This is a genomic window from Agarivorans sp. D1326 (assembly GCF_056958115.1).
The window spans coordinates 212,129-230,215 of the sequence record NZ_JBTWEN010000006.1 but is presented as its reverse complement, the minus strand read 5'-3'; the positions used below and the strand labels follow the sequence as shown (position 1 = coordinate 230,215).

The following is an 18,087-nucleotide window of genomic DNA, read 5'->3' as shown; positions in this document are numbered from 1 at the left end:
TCAAATAAGCGCTTAGATAATTGTCTAATCGCCAAAATAGGGTTAACTAAGCGTCTTTACGCTCAATAAACATGGCATCGCCATAACTAAAAAACCGGTAACGCTGCTCTATAGCGGCTTGATAAGCTCTAGTCACATTATCTTTACCGGCAAACGCCGAAATCAGCATGATCAATGTAGACTCAGGCAGGTGGAAGTTGGTGACCATGGCATCCACCAACTCAAATTGATAACCAGGATAAATAAAAATATCGGTTTCGGCCGCGTAGGCTTGTAAAGCTTGCCCCTTGCCCTTGGCATCTTTAGCCGCGCTTTCTAACGAACGAACTGAAGTTGTACCCACTGCAATCACTCTGCCACCAGCGGCTTTAGCTTTAGCGATTTTAGCTACAACACCCTCGCCAACTTCGGCGTATTCAGAATGCATAACATGCTCATCTACCGACTCAACTTTCACCGGCTGAAAAGTACCAGCACCAACATGCAAGGTAACAAAAGCAATATCTGCACCCTTGTCTTGGATTTGTTGCATCAAGGCGTCATCAAAGTGCAAGCCCGCCGTTGGCGCTGCAACAGCACCGGGCTTTTCATTGTAAACCGTTTGGTAACGTTCCTTATCGGCATCTTCATCGGGTCTGTCGATATAAGGAGGTAATGGCATGTGGCCGTAGGCTTCAAGCAGTTCTAACACTGTTCGCTGGTCATCAAAGCGTAATTCGAACAAGGCATCATGGCGAGCTAGCATGGTAGCATCAAACGCGTCGGCCAAACGCAGGGCTGAACCGGATTTAGGCGATTTAGAGCAGCGAACATGCGCAAGCACTCTATGTTCATCTAAAACACGCTCAATCAGCACTTCAAGTTTTCCGCCACTCGCTTTTTGACCGAACAAACGCGCAGGAATAACCCGAGTATTGTTAAAAACCAATAAATCGTTAGCTTGGATATGGTTTAGTAGGTCTGGAAACTGCTGATGTTGTAGCTCACCAGTATTACCATTAAGACACAATAAACGACTATCACGACGTTGCTGTTTTGGATAACGAGCGATTAACTCATCGGGGAGTTCAAAAGAAAAATCGGCAACACGCATTAGGCTAAAAACTCTGTGGGCTATTCAATAATAAACAAGGCCGCAATTTTAGTGATTGCGGCCTGTAATAGCAAGGATTAGCGCTTGAAATGCTGTGCTTTGCTAGGCCGCCGCAATAGCCACAAAGGCAAGCTCAAAATCAATAGCCACCAACTGGCGCCACCACCGCTTGACGAGGGAGTATCCGCTATACTGCAATTTAAGCTGCTATCGCCAGCAATACTGGCTGTATCGGTGATCCAAGTACAAACTGTGCCTATATCGGCATACACGCCTGCACTGCCTTGGCAAGATAGATTCCCCCAACTCACCAAACCTAATAAACGATGTTGCTCTTGCTCTTCAATAAAAACCGGACCACCGCTATCACCAGAACAGGCGTCTTGGTTAGTACCATAGGCACAAAACATTTGCTCGGTAATTGAAGAAGCCGACCACTCATCTTCGCAACGGCTCTCGCTTATCAAACTCAGGTTACCTTGCTGTAACACGTCTGGATAAATTGGATTCAAAGGGTCAGTATTGGTTCGCCCAAAGCCAACCACCTGCATAAAGCCACCAATATTGAGCGCATCGGTCACCTTATTGGCATTAAGAATCACCGGCGTTACGCTTTGCGCTTCTGTTAATCGTAATAGGCTAACATCATAATCAAAAGCAGGACCAGAATCGGAAGGATTAACATAGCTTGGGTGCTGATAAACCTCGCTTACTTGCAAGGCATCGGGATGTGCACTATTGGCAAACTGATAATTGCCCAACAACACTTTGACTTCTGAAGCTGCAATCGTTCGGTTTAGTCGGCTGGAGTCAAAAGTACAATGAGCGGCTGTTAACACCCAGCGTTCGCCAATTAACACTCCACCACAGCGTGATGAACCAAGAAAAACTTGAGCCATCCACGGATAATTAGCTGGTGCATCATTACCACCAACAATAAATGGGACAATATCGGATTCAGCTTTAAGCGAAGTACTTACACCCAACAAAAAGGACAAAACCACTAGCCACACTTTTGTAATCTTCATTTGCTTATTCTTCGTTGTTTTCACGAATTGTGACGTGTTCAGGATCACCCAAAAAATGCGGTTCAGCTTGCAATACATGTAAATCAATCAAGGCCTTAGTCCTCGCTAATACCTCTCGTAATCTAACCCGCCAGTGAAAAGCTTGCGGTGCATCGTCTACCACATAACCATAAGCTTCAATGCCATATTGATTAGCGATGTATAAAGCCCGTTCCACATGAAATTGCTGCGACACAATAATTATAGCCTGTTGGCCAAACACTTCTTTAGCTCTCACAATAGAATCGAAAGTACGAAACCCTGCATAATCCAAAGCAATATGCTCACGTGGCACGTTCAAACGTAGCACGTCGTTTAACATGGTTATAGGTTCATTATAATAGCGGGTAGCATTGTCGCCACTTAAGATTAGCGCCTGAACCTTATTGGTATGGTATAGCTTAGCAGCAGCTTCAACTCGAAAGGTATAATAAGTATTTAGTCGCTTACCCACATACTTACTTGTGCCCAAAACTAAAGCAACAGGCTGAGGCGGCAGTTGTTGCATATCGCGAAACCACTGCCCGGAAACTTGGCGAGAAATGTAACGGTCTACAGCCACTAGGCAAGACAGCACCACGATAACCATTAGCAACACCACGCCAAGGAATCGTTTCACCGCATGTACTCCGACCATAATCTACAATTAAAGCCATGCTAGCATAGCCAAACTTGGCAACCCAGTGACTAGGAAGGTTTTTGTTAGAAAAAAGTTTTATCAACAATACCTTGGCAAGTTTCAAAGGCTTCGTAAAGAAGCGTAAAAATAGTTTACATAAACAGATAATTTGCTAACTTAAGCCACAATTAAAGTAATGGTATTTAACATATGAACTTAACAAATAGCCCGCAGCGCTTTGGACTTTTCAGTAAACTCATTCACTGGTTGATGGCACTACTTATTTTAAGCTTAATTGCCATTGCACTTTATATGGATACCTTGCCTAGAGGGCCAGAGAAGTTTGAACTATATGACCTTCATAAAGGTTTAGGCTTAATTGCCATAGCAGCGATAGCACTACGAATTGTTTGGCATCGCGTAAGCAAAGTACCCGCTCCTATCGGCGAAGGGATAAAGCTTAAGATGGCACATCTTGGCCACATTGCTTTATATTTGCTGATGTTAGCAATGCCTATTTCTGGCTTGATTATGTCCTTGTCTGGCGGTCATGATGTGAAATTTTTTGGCTTGTTCACGATAGCGGGTTTTGCAGAAAAAAATGAATCGCTTAACGAGATTGGCTCGGCTATTCACCATTACGGCGGCCAGCTTCTCTATGTGGTGCTTGCAGTGCATGTACTCGCAGCTTTATATCACCACTTCATTCTAAAAGACGACACGCTAAAACGAATGACCTCTAAATAGAAAACACCTTTATTAGCGACTCGCAGTTAAGCCAAACAGCTTGCTGCGAGCTTCAACTAATACCAATCACACTAAGTAAGTGCCACTCGCTTACTTGCTTTAACATAAAACACTCGCCAGCCTGCCCATGTAGGCAGCTCCCAACGTTTAGGCCCCGCCTTACGACCGCCAGAAGCATAGTGAACAATCACTTGTTTTGAGCCTGCTTTATACTCAACATCCAGTTTTAAGTCTGCCAAAACTAACTGTCGCGGGTAACGTTGCTCAAAGTCTTCGCGTTGCCATTGGGGGATCCCCTCAAAGACAAAATCTGTAGCTTCGATTAAACTAAAGTCCTCGGCATTTTCTACGCCTAATAAAGCCAATTGAGAACTCAACCACTCTAGAGAATCTACTTGGTCACCTGCTCCACCGCCGTGTTTCTCACCAAGGCTTACCCATAAGTTCCAAGCTGCAATATCTTGAATACAACCTAGTTGGCTAAAGCCAGACTGTTGATTGGCGAGGATCCGCTTAGCCAGCGCTTGGCGATAGTCTTCAGCACTTAAGGCCACTTTTTCACTACCTATCACCCTGCCTGCATACACTCGTTGCATGAGCTGAGAGCCATCAGCAGCAACACTGGTTTTGCTTTGTAGCTCGCCAAAGCGGTGTTTTGCTAACAAATCTACACTCACCGGCGCTAAGCACAAACCAATGTTGTTTAGCTGCTTTACTCCTCGCCCGGGTAAACTGTAGAGGTCAAACACCACTGCAGCCAATTGAGCATCATCAAATAAGCTTTCTCTGCCAACTTGCAACTCTGCAATTCCATTTCCCATCGCATTGGTGCGCTTTTCTCGCCTCACATATACCAGTTCTTTAGCCCCGACTAACAAGGCTTCTAGCAGTTTTTCGCGGCTATAGTTTTTTGCATAAGCAAGATCATCTAAAGCCATTACTGAACGTAGTTGCTCGGCTAACTCCTGCGCTTGACTTAAAGCGTCTTGGTTTACCGTTAGTTCATCTGGCCAAGTTTTCCCGCGTAGCAGATCTAGTGTAATGCTCATATCACAATGTAAAGGTTGCCACTGGCTCAATACTTTTAAAGCATGTTCCGATTTTGGCTTTTGATAAAGGCTACGATTAATACTTAAGGCCGCAGCCAAGTCGAGCATAGCCTCGCGCTCCGGCCCCTTGGGGACAAGGTTGACCAGATGCGAAAAATAACTGTCAATTGGTAAGTTTAATAAGCGTTGGCCATGTTCACTTAAACAGTCTTCGGTGCGCAAAGCCTGCATTCGATTGAGCCGAACACTCGCAATGCTTAATGACTTTTCAGGCAATGCTTCAAGAAATTGAAGCTTTGCTAAAGCGTGATGACAGCTTGCCGCAAATAGCATCGGCTCTAACAACTCTTCACGCTGCAATTGTGGTGGCGTTACACTTTCTAGCGGCGCAAACTCCCCCCATAAACGGTAACAATGGCCTGCACATACTCGCCCTGCTCGGCCGCGTCGCTGCTCGGCACTGGCACGCGACACCCGCTCTAAACTCAATACCGTTCTGCCGGCGCGTTGCTTGGTGCGCCGCTCTAGGCCAGAATCAATCACACTGGTAATTCTAGGAATGGTTAAACTGGTTTCGGCAACGTTTGTTGCAAGAATAACTCGCCTTATCCGTTGTTCGCTGCTGTTGTCTAATAGGGTTTTACGCTCTTGCGCGCTAATACTTGCGTGCAGTGGCAACACCTCAGCATCAAGCCCATTCAAGCTAGCTTGACAGGCTTGAATCTCTGCTCTGCCCGGCAAGAACACCAATATATCGCCCTCATCCTTTAGCAAAGCCTTCTCAACAGCCTGCTTAACTGATTCGGTAACTCGTCGGCTATCTGGTAGATGATGAGATTCTCGCGCTTCATAACTCACACTAACTGGGAACTCCCTCCCAGTAGTTTTGAGCACCTTCGCAGCCAAATATTCACTCAACTTATTGCCTTGCAAGGTAGCAGAAGTGACCACCACTTTAAGCGGTAAAGACTTAGCTAAAGCTAACAACAAATCAGAATCCCAACGGCGCTCATGAAATTCATCAATAATCAGCACTGCATAATCAGCAAGTTTATTTTCAGCTAACCAACGCAGGGCGATCCCGGGAGTGACAAAAGCAATATCAGTATTTTCATTAACGCTTGAGTGGAAGCGAATTGAATAACCCACCTTATGTGGCGAGCCGCTTAAAGCCAGCTGCTCAGAGACATAAGTGGATAACGCCTCACAAGCTATTCGCCGTGGTTGCACCACCAACACCTTACCCAAGTTAGCCGCCCACACCGGCAAACGGGTGGACTTGCCTGAGCCAGTGGCAGCTTCTACCACCAAATGATCATGAGCAAGTTGCTCAACAAAACGCGTTTGCAGGGAATCAATAGGTAATGATGAGGGTTTGTAGTTGCTCACGTAATATCCGATAGCTCATTTGAAACGTTGGCATATTACCCTTAAGCAAACTTTATCGCGAATACTAGCCATGTGAATCAGCTTATCTACCATCAAGAATTATTTGTACTTGCTTTCACAATTAGCCATCACCTAAGCTAACTGCTTGTGCGCTAACCCGATTAATGGACCTAACATGAATTTTTCTAAACTTGGCAGCAGTAACTTATCAGTTTCGCGAGTGTGCTTAGGCAGTATGACCTGGGGCCTACAAAATAATCAGCAAGACGCTAATCAACAGATTGATTACGCCCTAAGCCAAGGGGTTAATTTTATTGATACAGCAGAAATGTACGCCGTTCCACCTTCTCCAGATACCTACGGCAAAACCGAAGCCATTATTGGCAATTGGCTTGCGGCCAACAAGCAGAAACGTAACGATGTAATTATTGCGACTAAAATTGCCGGTGCTGGCTTGCCTTGGGTTCGTAATGGCGGCCCTATTAATGGTGAAGAAGTGGTAGCAGCAGTAGATGCCTCATTAAAGCGTTTACAAACCGACTATATTGATTTGTACCAACTGCACTGGCCTAATCGCTCCACTCCACACTTTGGTAAACACTGGCCGAACCATATTCAACCAACCGCGATAGATGCAGCCGACCATCAAGCGCAGATGCTAGATATTCTGCAAGGTTTGCAACGCTGTGTAGAAGCCGGAAAAATTCGTCACTGCGGTTTATCTGATGATACCCCATGGGGTATTAATACCTACCTAAAGCTGAGTGAACAACATAACTTGCCGCGAATGGTGTCAATTCAAAACGAGTTTAGCTTGTTACACGCTAAAGATTGGCCCTATTTAATTGAAAATTGTGTGCAAGAGGATATTGCTTATTTGCCTTGGTCTCCGCTAGCAGGGGGGATGCTTAGTGGTAAATATGCCAACGGTGCTCGCCCAGAAGGCAGCCGCTGGACCTTTATGCAACGCAACGGAATTTTCCGTGATACTGAACTTGCACACCAAGCGGTTGCAGCCTATGCCGACTTAGCAGCCCATTATGGCTATACGCCTGCGCAATTGGCCTTAGCTTGGTGTGACCAAGTAGACGGAGTGAGCTCTACCATTATTGGTGCCACCAGCATGCAGCAGTTAGAAGAAGACATTGCCGCATTTGCTATGCCTTTAAGTGAGAAGGCAATGGCCGACATTGGTGAAGTATTTAAACGCTACCCAGCACCTTACTAGGGTTTAAGTCCACCATTTGTCGTGATTAATGGTGGACTACTTTTGTTCTTCAGCTTGCTGATTTTGCTCTGCCAACTTGGCCATGTTTTTAGTCATCCCCCAGAGTAACCAGCTATGCCAAGGCGCAAAAAAGTACCAATATACTAGGCCCCAAAAACCGGCCGGATGCCAATACAAAGCCACTTCCAGTTGGTGTTTATTTTCACTCAAAGGCTCGATACTAATTTGCATACCGCCGCCCCCGGGCGCTTTCATACCAAAGCGCATTACTAAACATTCATCTTCTTCAACACTCAAGATGGTCCAAGAATCGACTCGCTCTCCTACCCGTAGCGTTCGATAATCACTGCGCCCGTGTTCTCTGCCTTTTCCTCCAACAGCAAAATCCATCCATTCGCGCATAGCCCACAGCACATCGAAATAAAAGTAACGATGCTTACCCCCTAGTAGATTTATTACTCGCCAGATATTTGCTGCAGAGGCATTCACCGTGACGGTTTTTTTTGCCGCTTTGGCATAAAAGCCATGCAATGAGGAAAAGTTTCTGAAGGTCGGCACGCCATCTTGCCAGCGCTTAGGGTAAGTATGTACTTGCTCCTCTTCAAATACCTGCGCAATGGCATCATCAATCGGCATTAATTTTTGAGGAATTAAGCCACGTAACACGTCTGGTTTTGCCTCTAGCTGCTCAGCTAATCCAGCAATTAAAGCCTTAGCCAAACTTTGTGGCACAGAGGTAATTAAACCTAAAACGGTGCAAGCAAGCTTAATTGGAAGACCTGGTAGCACCATAATTTTTATCGACTTATTTAAATGCTTAGCTATGCGTAACATAAGCTGTCGATAGCTTAACCATTCTGGGCCTGCAGCATCTAATACCATCCCGGCCGTTTCTGGCATATTGGCGAGTTTAACCAAGTAATGGAGCACGTTTTCCAAGGCTATTGGCGGCGCTTTAGTCTCAATGGCTTTAGGTACAAATGCTAAAGGCATATGCCCCACCAAGTCGCGCATCACCTCAAAAGCTGCTGAACCCGGTGTAATAATAATGCCAGCGCGCAGCTCGGTAACTGCAACGCCACTTGAGGCCAAAGCTTCACCAGTCGCTATACGTGCAAGCATGTGCTCAGACTTGGGTTTAACCGACACTAAGCTGCCCATATAAATAATACGCTGGACCTCGGCCGCAGCTGCTGCATCTGCAAGGTTTTTCGCGGCAATCGCTTCTAGTTCGCTATGGGCCTGACCATCGCTCATGCCATGCATTAGGTAATACACAAGATCAACGTCTTCCAGTGCATCTGGCAGGCTACTAGGCTCCAGCAAATCTAAGGTAAAGCGCGGACAACTTAACTCTGGCCAAGGCGCTGGTTTATTAGGATCGCGCGAACTAACACTCACATGATGACCAGCACCAACCAAAGCCGGCACCAGCTTTCGGCCAATAGTACCCAATGCTCCAATAACCAGTATTCGCATTAAACAACCCTAATCTACTGTTAATACCAATCGTACTAAGTAACTGTTCATTCTATCTGGTTAAAATACTCGATAACTGCGTTAGAATTTTTGATTGTAGAATAACTACTTATCGAAAAATTCTGCCTTGTTCTCGAGCATTTTTCCTGCGATATTTCTGATCCCTTACTTAGTGTGATTGGTATAAATTTGTTAACTACAGCCTAGCTGAATTTTCTCACAATTTAAGAGAAGTTTTTCTAAGCAACTAAAATAACAGTATTTTCTAGCTGGATTATGAAGGTTAACTAACAAGACTTGGAGGCTGCAACTTGCAACAGTTTAATGCTTATTGATGCACACCAAAATTATAGCGGATTAGCTATTCAACCTTACTTAACCAAAAGACAACACAGTTTGAGTAGATTGGCGAAACTGACCCGGTGACATGCCCATTACTTGCTTAAACTTGGCACAAAAATAAGCGCTATCGGAAAACTCACAAGCATAAGCTATTTGGGTAATGCTTTGTTTACTGTCGCTGAGCATAGCAACTGCGGTATTAATTTTTCGTTTAAGTAAATAATCTTTATAGTTTTGGGCAAACAAAGACTTAAATACCCGTGAAAAATGGTATCTCGACATACCACAAATATCAGCGGCTTGTTGCAAGCTTAAGTTAAGAGTTTGGTGGTTCTCTAGATGGTGAAGCAAGGGGATGATTTTTGCCAAGCCTTTGTTTTCTTTTAATACGGTAGCATTTTTTTCGGTACTAAATTGGCAACGAGATTGCTGGCCGGCCAAAAACAAAAATAATGTGCGCAATAAGCTATGCGCCAAATTCCGTCCATCATTGTTGTTATCTACGTTCTCTAACCAAGCAAACTGGCTATGTAAGTACCCTGCTTGCTGGTCATTAAGTTGCAACACTAAAGGCTTCTCTAATTGAGAGGCCACATCCAATAAGGCTAACTCGCTATATAAATATCGCTGAAACTGCAGCAGACTAAACTGTCGCTCCTCACCTTGCATCTCCATTTCGTGCATCGCCAATGAAGGAACAAATACCAGTGAATTATCGTTTAACTCTATTGATTGCCCGTCGATCCCTACCTGCCCTTTGATCTTTTTAAACAACATAACCTCGCACAACATGTGAAAGTGAGTTGGAATCTCTAAACTAGGTTCATCAATAATGTGAAAACGGCGCAAATAGTAGGATTTTCCCTGAGGAAGGTGGATGTTTTCAAAACTGAGAGGATGCGCAGCCATAATAGCAATATTTTTATACTTTAAAGCCTATAACTTACATATAAGCACAATTTAAAGCAATAAATTACCAGTACAAACTTTAGGAGTAACTATGGCTACTATTACTAACCCTATTCTTACTGGTTTTCGTCCCGATCCATCGATTATCCGCGTTGAAGACGATTACTACATTGCTACCTCTACTTTCGAATGGTTTCCGGGCATCATGCTCCACCACTCTAAAGATCTAGTGAACTGGCGAATTATCGGCCATGTACTTAACACCGTTGACCACCTAGATATGCGAGGCATGGATAACTCCGAAGGTGTATACGCGCCAGCATTAAGTTATGCCGATGGCAAGTTTTGGTGCTGTTTCTCTAACGTGCATTCTTGTCGTGGCGGTACTTGGATGTCTACTCCCAGCTATGTGGTAAGCGCCGAAGACATTCGCGGCCCATGGAGTAAACCAGTATCTATAGGTAATTATGGCTTCGACCCATCACTGTTTCATGATGACGATGGCAAAAAATACATGGTAAACATGGTGTGGGATGGCCGCAAAAAAACTGACTTTTTTGGTGGCATTGTTCTACAAGAGTTTGATGCCGAGTTAGGCCAACTAGTTGGCGAAGAAAAAATAGTATTTAGCGGTACCAAGCTGGGCTGTACTGAAGGGCCACAAATTCTTAAAAAAGATGGCTGGTATTATCTTATCACTGCAGAAGGCGGTACATCATACGACCATGCAGTCACTGTTTGTCGCGCCAAAAATGTTTGGGGCCCCTATGAGCTGCATCCAGAAAACCCAATTCTAACGTCTCGCCACCAAGATGACGCCGAGTTACAACGTGCGGGTCATGGCTTTTTAGTAGAAACCCAAAATGGCGAATGGTATTTATCGCACCTATGTGGCCGCCCAATTAGCGACCCAGAAAATCCTAAAGAGACATCAAAATATGCCCAAGGTCGCTGTACCTTAGGTCGAGAGACCGCATTACAAAACGTAGAGTGGCGTGATAACTGGCCATATGTTGTAGGCGGTACAACCCCAAGACTAGAGATCCAAGCGCCAAAACTAGCAGCTCAACCTTGGCCGGTTGAAGCAAGCCGTGATGACTTTGATGGCAACACCTTAGCGGTAAAATACCAATCACTAAAAGACCCATTTGAAGAATCATGGATATCTTTAAGCAAGCGACCGGGTTATCTGCGCCTAGCAGGCCGTGACTACTTGTACTCACGCTACAACCAAAGCATGTTGGCGCAGCGAGTTACCGCATTTAACTGTATCAGCGAAACCGCTGTAGAGTTTGATCCCCGCTCACCACGGCAAATGGCAGGTTTGGTAGCTTACTACTCACGTGGCGGACACTACTTTTTAAAAACCTCAGCTAACGATGCTGGCGAACAAATCATTCAAGTTGTGGGCGACATTGATGATAAGTACCAAGAATACACCGACGAAATCATTATTGGCCGCAGTAAACGGGTTTACATGCGCCTAGAGCAACGTACTCAGTGGTATCAATTTAGCTATTCTTTAGACGAAAAAGTTTGGCAAACCATTGGTGAGCCTTTAAATGCCACTCACTTATCAGATGAAGGCAGCAACGATGTGTTTCGCTTCACAGGCTCATTTGTCGGTTTATTTACTAGTGACCTAACAGGTAAGCAGATTGAAGCCGACTTTGATTACTTCGACTATCAAACATTAAGTTAGTCTGAAAATACCCCAGTTAGATTGCGCTATTTAGAGTACTAGCTAGTGCGATCTAACTCTTAGTTTCAACCATTGAACTAAGTATAAAACGGTTATTTTGATTTAAATCAGTATCTTGCTTTATAGAGCTTGCCACACTCGCTGCATCATTTTTAACCACTAAGCAGCACAGTATGCAATCTTCAATTCGTTGGTTTCTCGCCCCTTGTTGTATTTGTTTTCTGCTTAGTGCTGCCCACTTCTACCATGCTCACCAGCAAATTTACGTTGCGCTATGTATTATGGGACTGTGTAGTGTTTTGATTCGCCACCCAATTTGCTTACGACTAAACCAGTGTGCCATGTTGCTACTCACTGCCGAATGGATTAATACCATCGCAGAAATCTACGTTGTTCGCAGCGCCTATGACCAACCTTGGTTACGCATGGCATTCATCCTTGGTGCTGTTTCTTTATTGCACCTTGCCACAGCCTTATTGTTCCAGCATTACAAAATTCGCCGCTACTTTGGTTACCCCAGGCAGTTCTTGTTTCGCTAACGCAGTTGGCTTGATACTAGATCTAATACGGCAACTAAGGGTTAATCTACTTCTTATCGCCTCTACCGATTGAGTCGACATCAACAACCTAACAATCCGACAACAGTCGCTTAGAAAAGTGAACCAAATATCGATTCACCCATCCCCGCAGAAATTAACCCTGAAGCGTTCTGCTTCTGACCACTATTCGATGTCATTAGGCAAGCAAAGTTATGCGCTTTGTTTGCCTGTTCGTTTTATATCGTAGGTATTTGACTCACTAAGCTCAGGCCGGTATCGCTAACATCGAGTTGAATAACTCCAGACTCACCTACCAGCATTAATCCCTGCTCAGTGGCTATCACGTCCTTACAAGAAAATACATCATTAAGTGCTTGCCTAGTAAGTACGTGGCTAAATTCAGCTGATTCTTCAGGGTTTGCCTCGAGTACTAAAGGAACCAGTCCTTCGGCAGCATCACAAACATAGAGCGTCCCCTCTCGAAGTGCTAAGCCAATGGGCTCGGCTAACTCTCGGTACTCTGCCATTGATGCACTGTTAGGTCTTACACTAGAGGCACCTTCATCAATTTCTTCTTGAGTTGGCGGAACATAAGCTAGGATATCGCTAATATTTTCAACAAATATTCCATCCATAAAGGTGATTTCGTTACTACCATCTCTGGTGGTGTAATAAGCCACTCCGTCGTGAGCGATGACTGGATCATAGGCAACTAAATGACGAAGCTGTGCGATAAACTCAACGGGATTATCTAGGCCACCAGTGGAGCGATAAATGTCTACACCACTTGAATGGCCGACCATCACATGGCTATCGTCATACACGTGTAAGGTTTCAGCTATCCAAGAATAACTATCAACATAATCAGCAGATAAAAACTCTTCGGAGCGAAGTATCGAAACTTTTTGGTTCATATCTATCGCATGAAGATCGCCTTGAAATTCAACTAAAGCTGCAAGAGAGCCAACCTGCCCAGTTCCGCTATATACTACGGTGCCACCACTTGAGCTTGAATCTGAATCACAAGCTGCCATTAGTACTATTGCAATCGGTACACTAAGTCTTTTAATAAGCGTTTTCATAGCAGCTCCTCTAATGGCCAAAAGTAGAAGGATTTACCATTGGCATTTTTATAACCAATCACCAAACCAATTTCGTAATCCAAGTACACAGATTCATACTCTTCAGAACTGTCACTAAACTTTGCAAATATGGTGGCTTGAGGAGACAAGCGATCATAGTTGGGGTAATTTAAGGCGAGCTCTTGAGTAGTAATGCTGTTCAAATTATTAAAATCAATCAGAACTAAATCCGTTAAAGCAGCAACAACCAGCATGCCTTGGTGAATTAGCACATCAGAAGCACCATGCACATGAACAAAGCCTAAATATACTGGCGCTTCACGATTGGTATTATCGAAAATGTAGACACCACGCAGCTCAGAAATAATAAACATGTAGTGCTGATAGAGATAGATTTTTCCGGAATTCTCTAAGCCCGTAAACTCTTCAACCCTTGAGCCAGCATCGATATAAGCTTGTGTTAAGGCATTGCTATTTTCAGCGCTAAAGCTAACTTGCTTCTCGCCTCTAAAGCTTTCCCAGTCCAAGTATATTGGCTCAATGGCGCAAATAGCTTCGCTTTGATCTGGGTAAGTACAAATGTATCTAGCCTTTTGATCAACTGTTGGTGATTGGTAGCTACCTAGCATCATTCCACTGCCAACAACTACCGCAAGAGGGATAGCAAATTGGCTTTTCTTCGACTTAACAATTGCTTTTTGATTATGCTGAAAAAGCCAAATGGTAGAGAAAATAGTCGCCATAATAAGCGCTGCTACGTCCATCCATTCAAAATTGCCATAGCTTAAAACCCCCAATGTTTCAGTAGCTTGGCCAAACTCAAAAGCGAGATCAACAGCTAACCAACATATAGGTATTGCTAACCAACGTTTTCCTTCAGTTCCTAATAAACCTGCGGTGAACAAGCTCATGCCCACTACGTGCAGAAAACTAGGGAACCACTCTGAGGCATAGCGAGGGAGCATAATGGGATTTGCAGAAAACTTTATCCACTGATAGGCCGGAAGCGCATCAAACAGTATTTGAGGCTCCCTAAAATTGGCATAAAACAACATGCCTATTACCCCGGTAAAAATTCCCCACCAAAACAAACTGGGAGATTTAATCATAGTTACTTCCTTGTACAACAAAACTAAACAAAGCAACCTTAACAAAAAGCTCAACAAAGCCAATAAGCCCATGATTAAACGTTGATAATCATACAAGATGAATATTAAAGATGTGAATGAAAGCGCTATCAAAGCTATTCATTTAACAGGAACATTTGGAGGTACCGCTTATTTACCAATGCAAACAACAGGCAACTACCACTAGCTTGTTCGTGTTGAGCTAAGGCTTAGCGTATACTTGCTTCCTTTTACTTACGCCCTATCGCTTGTGAATCGCTTTCTAGAACTCTACGCTCAGCGCAAAGCTGCTGCCACTACCCAATTTAAAGGCCGAGGGGCACGCCGAGTGCGTTGCCAAACCTGTCAAATGCCTCAGCAGCACTGCTTTTGTGAGCAAGCTATTTTACAAGATAGTGATTGTGGTTTTGTGCTACTCATGCACAACATGGAGGTTTTGCGCCCCAGTAATACTGGCCGATTTATTGCGGACCTAATCCCAGACACCTACGCATTCATCTGGCAACGAACCGAACCTTGTGAAGATTTATTAGCACTTTGCCAGCAACAACAATGGCAACCCTATGTGGTATTCCCTGCCGCGTTTAGCCAACCAGAGAGAGTTCATTACAAGGTAGAGCTTAAAGCAGGCCAAAAGCCGCTATTCATTATGCTCGATGGCAGCTGGCGCGAGGCCAGAAAAATGTTTCACCAAAGTCCTTGGTTAGACAAGTTTCCTGTGATTTCAATTAACCCTGAACAAGCTTCCAGCTATGGGCTGCGTTCTCGGCCAATAAAGGGTCAATGGGCCACCGCTGAAGTAGCAGCTCAGTTATTAGCGATGAGCGGTGAAGCAAGCAATGGCAAACAACTTGCGCAGCGTTTTAGTCAATTTACCCAGCAAACCCTCGCAGGTAGAAACTGCTAACTCGAGTCGCTTGATCTTCTAAGCTGATTTATCCAGCAGTTTGTTGGGTATTTAATACAAGCTCGCGGCTTTAATAGGTAGCTAGGCTGTACATTCCTTGCCATGCATTAAACGACTTCACCTCGAACAAAATTCAACCACCAAGGGTGAACGGCCCCTAGTGTTAACCACCAGTTTTTACTCAATTTAACAGCGAATTAAACTACTACTTTCGTGAGATACATCACGCATTGAAAACGTTATCAAGCAAAAGTGCTTTTGCCACGTTTTGTCACTATGCCTAGGCCTTTAGTTGTTGTTATGATGTTGTCGCTTGATAAGACAGCGCATAATTTGAACAAAATTACTAAGCCCTGCAGAGCAAGCAAACTTAAAAATATAGAGTATTATTTCAATTGTTTCAGGAGACATAATGTCTAAGAGCACTGGTACCGTTAAGTGGTTTAACGAAAAGAAAGGTTTTGGTTTCATTTCTCAACAATCTGGCGCAGATGTGTTTGTACACTTCCGTGCAATTTTAGGAGATGGCTTTAAATCACTTGAAGAAGGCCAGAAAGTAGCATTTGACGTTGAAGACGGTCAAAAAGGCCCACAAGCGGCCAACGTTGAGGTTGTATAAACAACTTCTAGAAGCATAACCTTGGGATTAGGTTATGCTTCCTATTTCTTTACTGCCCTACTTTAGCTTCATTGTATAAATATGCTGTGGCCCCGCTGGCCCTCCCCGATACAATACTTCACTGTCTTTAAATCCACACTTTTTATATAAAGCCTGCGCAGCGTGATTGCGGCAATTGACCGTTAAGCATAAAAATTCAAAACCTGAATGTAACCGAGAGACATAATCCTTAAGCAGCAAACCCGCTTGATACCCATAACCTCTTCCTTGGTGACGATGGTCGATGAAAAATGACCTCAACAATACAGCCTTGTTCAGTGGCAAAGTTTGGTGATATGGATAATGCTGATCAATCACAAAAAAACCGACTAATTGTTTTTCAACCATCATCACATGTGCTGATTGTTGCTCACTCAGTTGTTGTAAAATATCTGCGATATTTTTTACGTAATTTTGCTGCTCTGGAGCAACTTGTAGCGCCAAAACCTGCGCTACATATTGTTCTGCAAAAGGCTGCAAATTCATCTCTGGCCTCATGCATTCTCCCCATATTGATTACTTTGCTCAGCCAATAACGCTTCGCGGCCCATCATTAATTGTTTTCTATCTAGCCCCCAGCGATAACCACCCAAAGCACCACTACTGCGAATAACACGGTGACAAGGGATGATAAATGCGATGGGATTTTTTGCGACGGCGCTGGCAACTGCGCGAGTCGCATTGGCCGAGCTCACTTGCTGTGCCAAAAACTGGTAAGAACACAAATTGCCGCTAGGCACTTTTAACAAAGCTTGCCACACTTGCAACTGAAAGTTTGTTCCTTTTAGCCATAACGATAAAGCTTGTTTGGGAGGCGCTTTTTGGCTAAATATCTGAGTTAACAAGGGCCTTATCGCATCATCATCATGAATACACTTGGCTTTAGGCCACGCCTTGATGAGCTCTTCCAATGGTATTTGCTGCTCTGCTTCACAGAAACTTAACTGGCAAATCCCTCTATGCGTAGTCGCAATAAATGCACAACCAAAGGGCGTGATTCCCCAACCATAATGAATAGTTAAACCTTCACCTTGAGCCTTAGCCTCACCAGGTGTTACCGCTTCAATGTTTACAAATAAGTCGTATAAACGGGCACCGCTTGATAAGCCAACATCGTAAGCAAGCTCTAATACCGAGCGTGATTCAAACAACTGCTCGCGCGCTTTTTGCAAGGTGAGATACTGCAAAAAGCGCTTTGGCGATACCCCAGCCCATTGGCTAAATAAACGCTGCAAGTGAGACTCGCTCAACCCTATGTCTTCGGCCAAATCTTTAAGTTCTGGTTGCTGCTGTTGGTGTTCAACTAAATAGGCCATTGCTTGGCTTATTTGCTGATACTCTCGATGCGATTGCAATGGACTTTGCTCCATAACGTTTCCTCACTAGCCTTTAATCGCAACTTTAACCTAATTGAATCATAGGCTCGACCCGATAATTGCAAAATAAGAGATTAGGAAATGTTGAGCAGTAAAATTAGAAAGCACCTTTTGGTTAGTAGCCAGAATTCAGCACCTGTTGTTCAGCTTGTTCGATAACTTGGGCTAACTCGCCAGACCTAAGCATCGCTTGAATCACCTCATCCACTTTCGCGACTAAGTGACGCTCTCGTTCATGAATATAATGATAGAGCGGAAACACCGCCAACGGCGCCGAATAAGCGATATGTTCGTTAAGTTTTAATCGCTTCGAAGCGACTAAACCATCAACTTTATTAGTGAGTGCCACATCTGCTCGCCCTCGGTGAACAAAGCTTAGGAGTTTGTCAGTACTACTTAATTGCTCAACATACTTGTGATTAGCAGTAACATCGGCAGTATGTTTAACCCCTCTCACTACTACCAGTTTATATCGCTCTAAGTCAGACAAGGTAGATATTGCTAGCGCTCGTTCGCTTAAGTAAAACGCGGTGGTGTTCAGTGAATAATAAGGAGTTGGCACACGAACCAATTGCGGGTTCTGCTCTCCATAACTCCATATTCGCATCACTTCACCATCGAGCATGCCATTTGATGCTTCTAACTGGGCTCGTTTAGCCGGTAAAAGGTTCACCTCTATGCTTAAACCCAATTTTTTGTAGACCGAAGTTAATACAACAATCCCAACTTTTTGCTCAAATAGATGCTCAATAGCGGCGTACTTATAAGGGCCTT

The 18,087-nt window shown here is 44.2% G+C and carries 17 protein-coding genes; 6 read left to right on the top strand and 11 right to left on the bottom strand.

All coding sequences use genetic code 11. From position 1 onward, the window contains the following. Positions 1 to 46: 46 nt before the first annotated feature. The 3 genes from queA to ACYFDN_RS13520 all read right to left on the bottom strand — a co-directional run bounded on the left by queA (position 47) and on the right by ACYFDN_RS13520 (position 2,779). The gene (gene queA, locus ACYFDN_RS13530; protein ID WP_483511558.1) at positions 47 to 1,093 is read right to left on the bottom strand and encodes a tRNA preQ1(34) S-adenosylmethionine ribosyltransferase-isomerase QueA; all 1,047 of its coding nucleotides are present in this window, start codon (positions 1,091 to 1,093) and stop codon (positions 47 to 49) included. A 77-nt stretch (positions 1,094 to 1,170) separates the two neighbouring features. Then, positions 1,171 to 2,121, bottom strand: a complete 951-nt coding sequence (locus tag ACYFDN_RS13525; protein ID WP_483511557.1) for a S1 family peptidase — start codon at positions 2,119 to 2,121, stop codon at positions 1,171 to 1,173. A gap of 4 nt (positions 2,122 to 2,125) precedes the next feature. Next, complete coding sequence (locus ACYFDN_RS13520; protein ID WP_249483617.1) at positions 2,126 to 2,779, bottom strand: SanA/YdcF family protein; 654 nt, start codon at positions 2,777 to 2,779, stop codon at positions 2,126 to 2,128. A 210-nt stretch (positions 2,780 to 2,989) separates the two neighbouring features. Here ACYFDN_RS13520 and ACYFDN_RS13515 point away from each other — a divergent pair, with 210 nt between their 5' ends. Then, positions 2,990 to 3,526: a cytochrome b gene (locus ACYFDN_RS13515; protein WP_483511556.1), complete on the top strand. Its 537-nt coding sequence runs from the start codon at positions 2,990 to 2,992 to the stop codon at positions 3,524 to 3,526. Positions 3,527 to 3,597: 71 nt separating this feature from the next. Here the strand turns inward: ACYFDN_RS13515 and ACYFDN_RS13510 are convergent, their stop codons facing one another. Next, positions 3,598 to 5,964, bottom strand: a complete 2,367-nt coding sequence (locus ACYFDN_RS13510) for a helicase-related protein (protein WP_483511555.1) — start codon at positions 5,962 to 5,964, stop codon at positions 3,598 to 3,600. Between the two features lie 175 nt (positions 5,965 to 6,139). Between ACYFDN_RS13510 and ACYFDN_RS13505 the strand changes: the two genes are divergently transcribed. Further along, positions 6,140 to 7,192 (top strand): aldo/keto reductase, encoded by a 1,053-nt coding sequence (locus tag ACYFDN_RS13505; protein WP_040307039.1) that lies wholly within the window; start codon positions 6,140 to 6,142, stop codon positions 7,190 to 7,192. Positions 7,193 to 7,228: 36 nt separating this feature from the next. Here ACYFDN_RS13505 and ACYFDN_RS13500 read toward each other — a convergent pair whose 3' ends face one another. Together ACYFDN_RS13500 and ACYFDN_RS13495 are read right to left on the bottom strand one after the other, a co-directional pair. Continuing rightward, positions 7,229 to 8,671 carry a DUF2867 domain-containing protein gene (locus ACYFDN_RS13500; RefSeq protein WP_483511553.1) on the bottom strand — a complete coding sequence of 481 codons (1,443 nt, stop codon included), beginning with the start codon at positions 8,669 to 8,671 and terminating at the stop codon, positions 7,229 to 7,231. 375 nt (positions 8,672 to 9,046) lie between these two features. Further along, positions 9,047 to 9,922, bottom strand: coding sequence for an AraC family transcriptional regulator (locus tag ACYFDN_RS13495; protein WP_483511551.1), 876 nt, complete (start codon positions 9,920 to 9,922; stop codon positions 9,047 to 9,049). A 91-nt stretch (positions 9,923 to 10,013) separates the two neighbouring features. Here ACYFDN_RS13495 and ACYFDN_RS13490 point away from each other — a divergent pair, with 91 nt between their 5' ends. Beyond that, entirely contained in the window at positions 10,014 to 11,624 is a 1,611-nt protein-coding gene (locus tag ACYFDN_RS13490) for a glycoside hydrolase family 43 protein (RefSeq protein ID WP_483511549.1), read from the top strand. A gap of 173 nt (positions 11,625 to 11,797) precedes the next feature. Then, positions 11,798 to 12,163 carry a hypothetical protein gene (locus ACYFDN_RS13485; protein ID WP_483511547.1) on the top strand — a complete coding sequence of 122 codons (366 nt, stop codon included), beginning with the start codon at positions 11,798 to 11,800 and terminating at the stop codon, positions 12,161 to 12,163. Between the two features lie 236 nt (positions 12,164 to 12,399). Here the strand turns inward: ACYFDN_RS13485 and ACYFDN_RS13480 are convergent, their stop codons facing one another. Further along, positions 12,400 to 13,245 (bottom strand): hypothetical protein, encoded by an 846-nt coding sequence (locus ACYFDN_RS13480; protein WP_483511546.1) that lies wholly within the window; start codon positions 13,243 to 13,245, stop codon positions 12,400 to 12,402. Further along, positions 13,242 to 14,354 (bottom strand): hypothetical protein, encoded by a 1,113-nt coding sequence (locus ACYFDN_RS13475; RefSeq protein WP_483511545.1) that lies wholly within the window; start codon positions 14,352 to 14,354, stop codon positions 13,242 to 13,244. The genes ACYFDN_RS13480 and ACYFDN_RS13475 overlap by 4 nt, the downstream gene beginning before the upstream one ends. Before the next feature lie 268 nt (positions 14,355 to 14,622). Here ACYFDN_RS13475 and ACYFDN_RS13470 point away from each other — a divergent pair, with 268 nt between their 5' ends. Further along, the gene (locus ACYFDN_RS13470) at positions 14,623 to 15,279 is read left to right on the top strand and encodes a tRNA-uridine aminocarboxypropyltransferase (protein WP_483511544.1); all 657 of its coding nucleotides are present in this window, start codon (positions 14,623 to 14,625) and stop codon (positions 15,277 to 15,279) included. 412 nt (positions 15,280 to 15,691) lie between these two features. Then, positions 15,692 to 15,898, top strand: a complete 207-nt coding sequence (locus ACYFDN_RS13465; RefSeq protein WP_016401263.1) for a cold-shock protein — start codon at positions 15,692 to 15,694, stop codon at positions 15,896 to 15,898. 57 nt (positions 15,899 to 15,955) lie between these two features. Here ACYFDN_RS13465 and ACYFDN_RS13460 read toward each other — a convergent pair whose 3' ends face one another. The 3 genes from ACYFDN_RS13460 to ACYFDN_RS13450 form a co-directional block, all read right to left on the bottom strand. Then, positions 15,956 to 16,423, bottom strand: a complete 468-nt coding sequence (locus ACYFDN_RS13460) for a GNAT family N-acetyltransferase (protein ID WP_483511543.1) — start codon at positions 16,421 to 16,423, stop codon at positions 15,956 to 15,958. Between the two features lie 8 nt (positions 16,424 to 16,431). Beyond that, positions 16,432 to 17,307, bottom strand: coding sequence for a bifunctional transcriptional activator/DNA repair enzyme AdaA (locus tag ACYFDN_RS13455; RefSeq protein WP_483511542.1), 876 nt, complete (start codon positions 17,305 to 17,307; stop codon positions 16,432 to 16,434). Positions 17,308 to 17,428: 121 nt separating this feature from the next. Continuing rightward, positions 17,429 to 17,986, bottom strand: a complete 558-nt coding sequence (locus ACYFDN_RS13450) for a substrate-binding periplasmic protein (protein ID WP_483511540.1) — start codon at positions 17,984 to 17,986, stop codon at positions 17,429 to 17,431. Between the last annotated feature and the right edge of the window lie 101 nt (positions 17,987 to 18,087).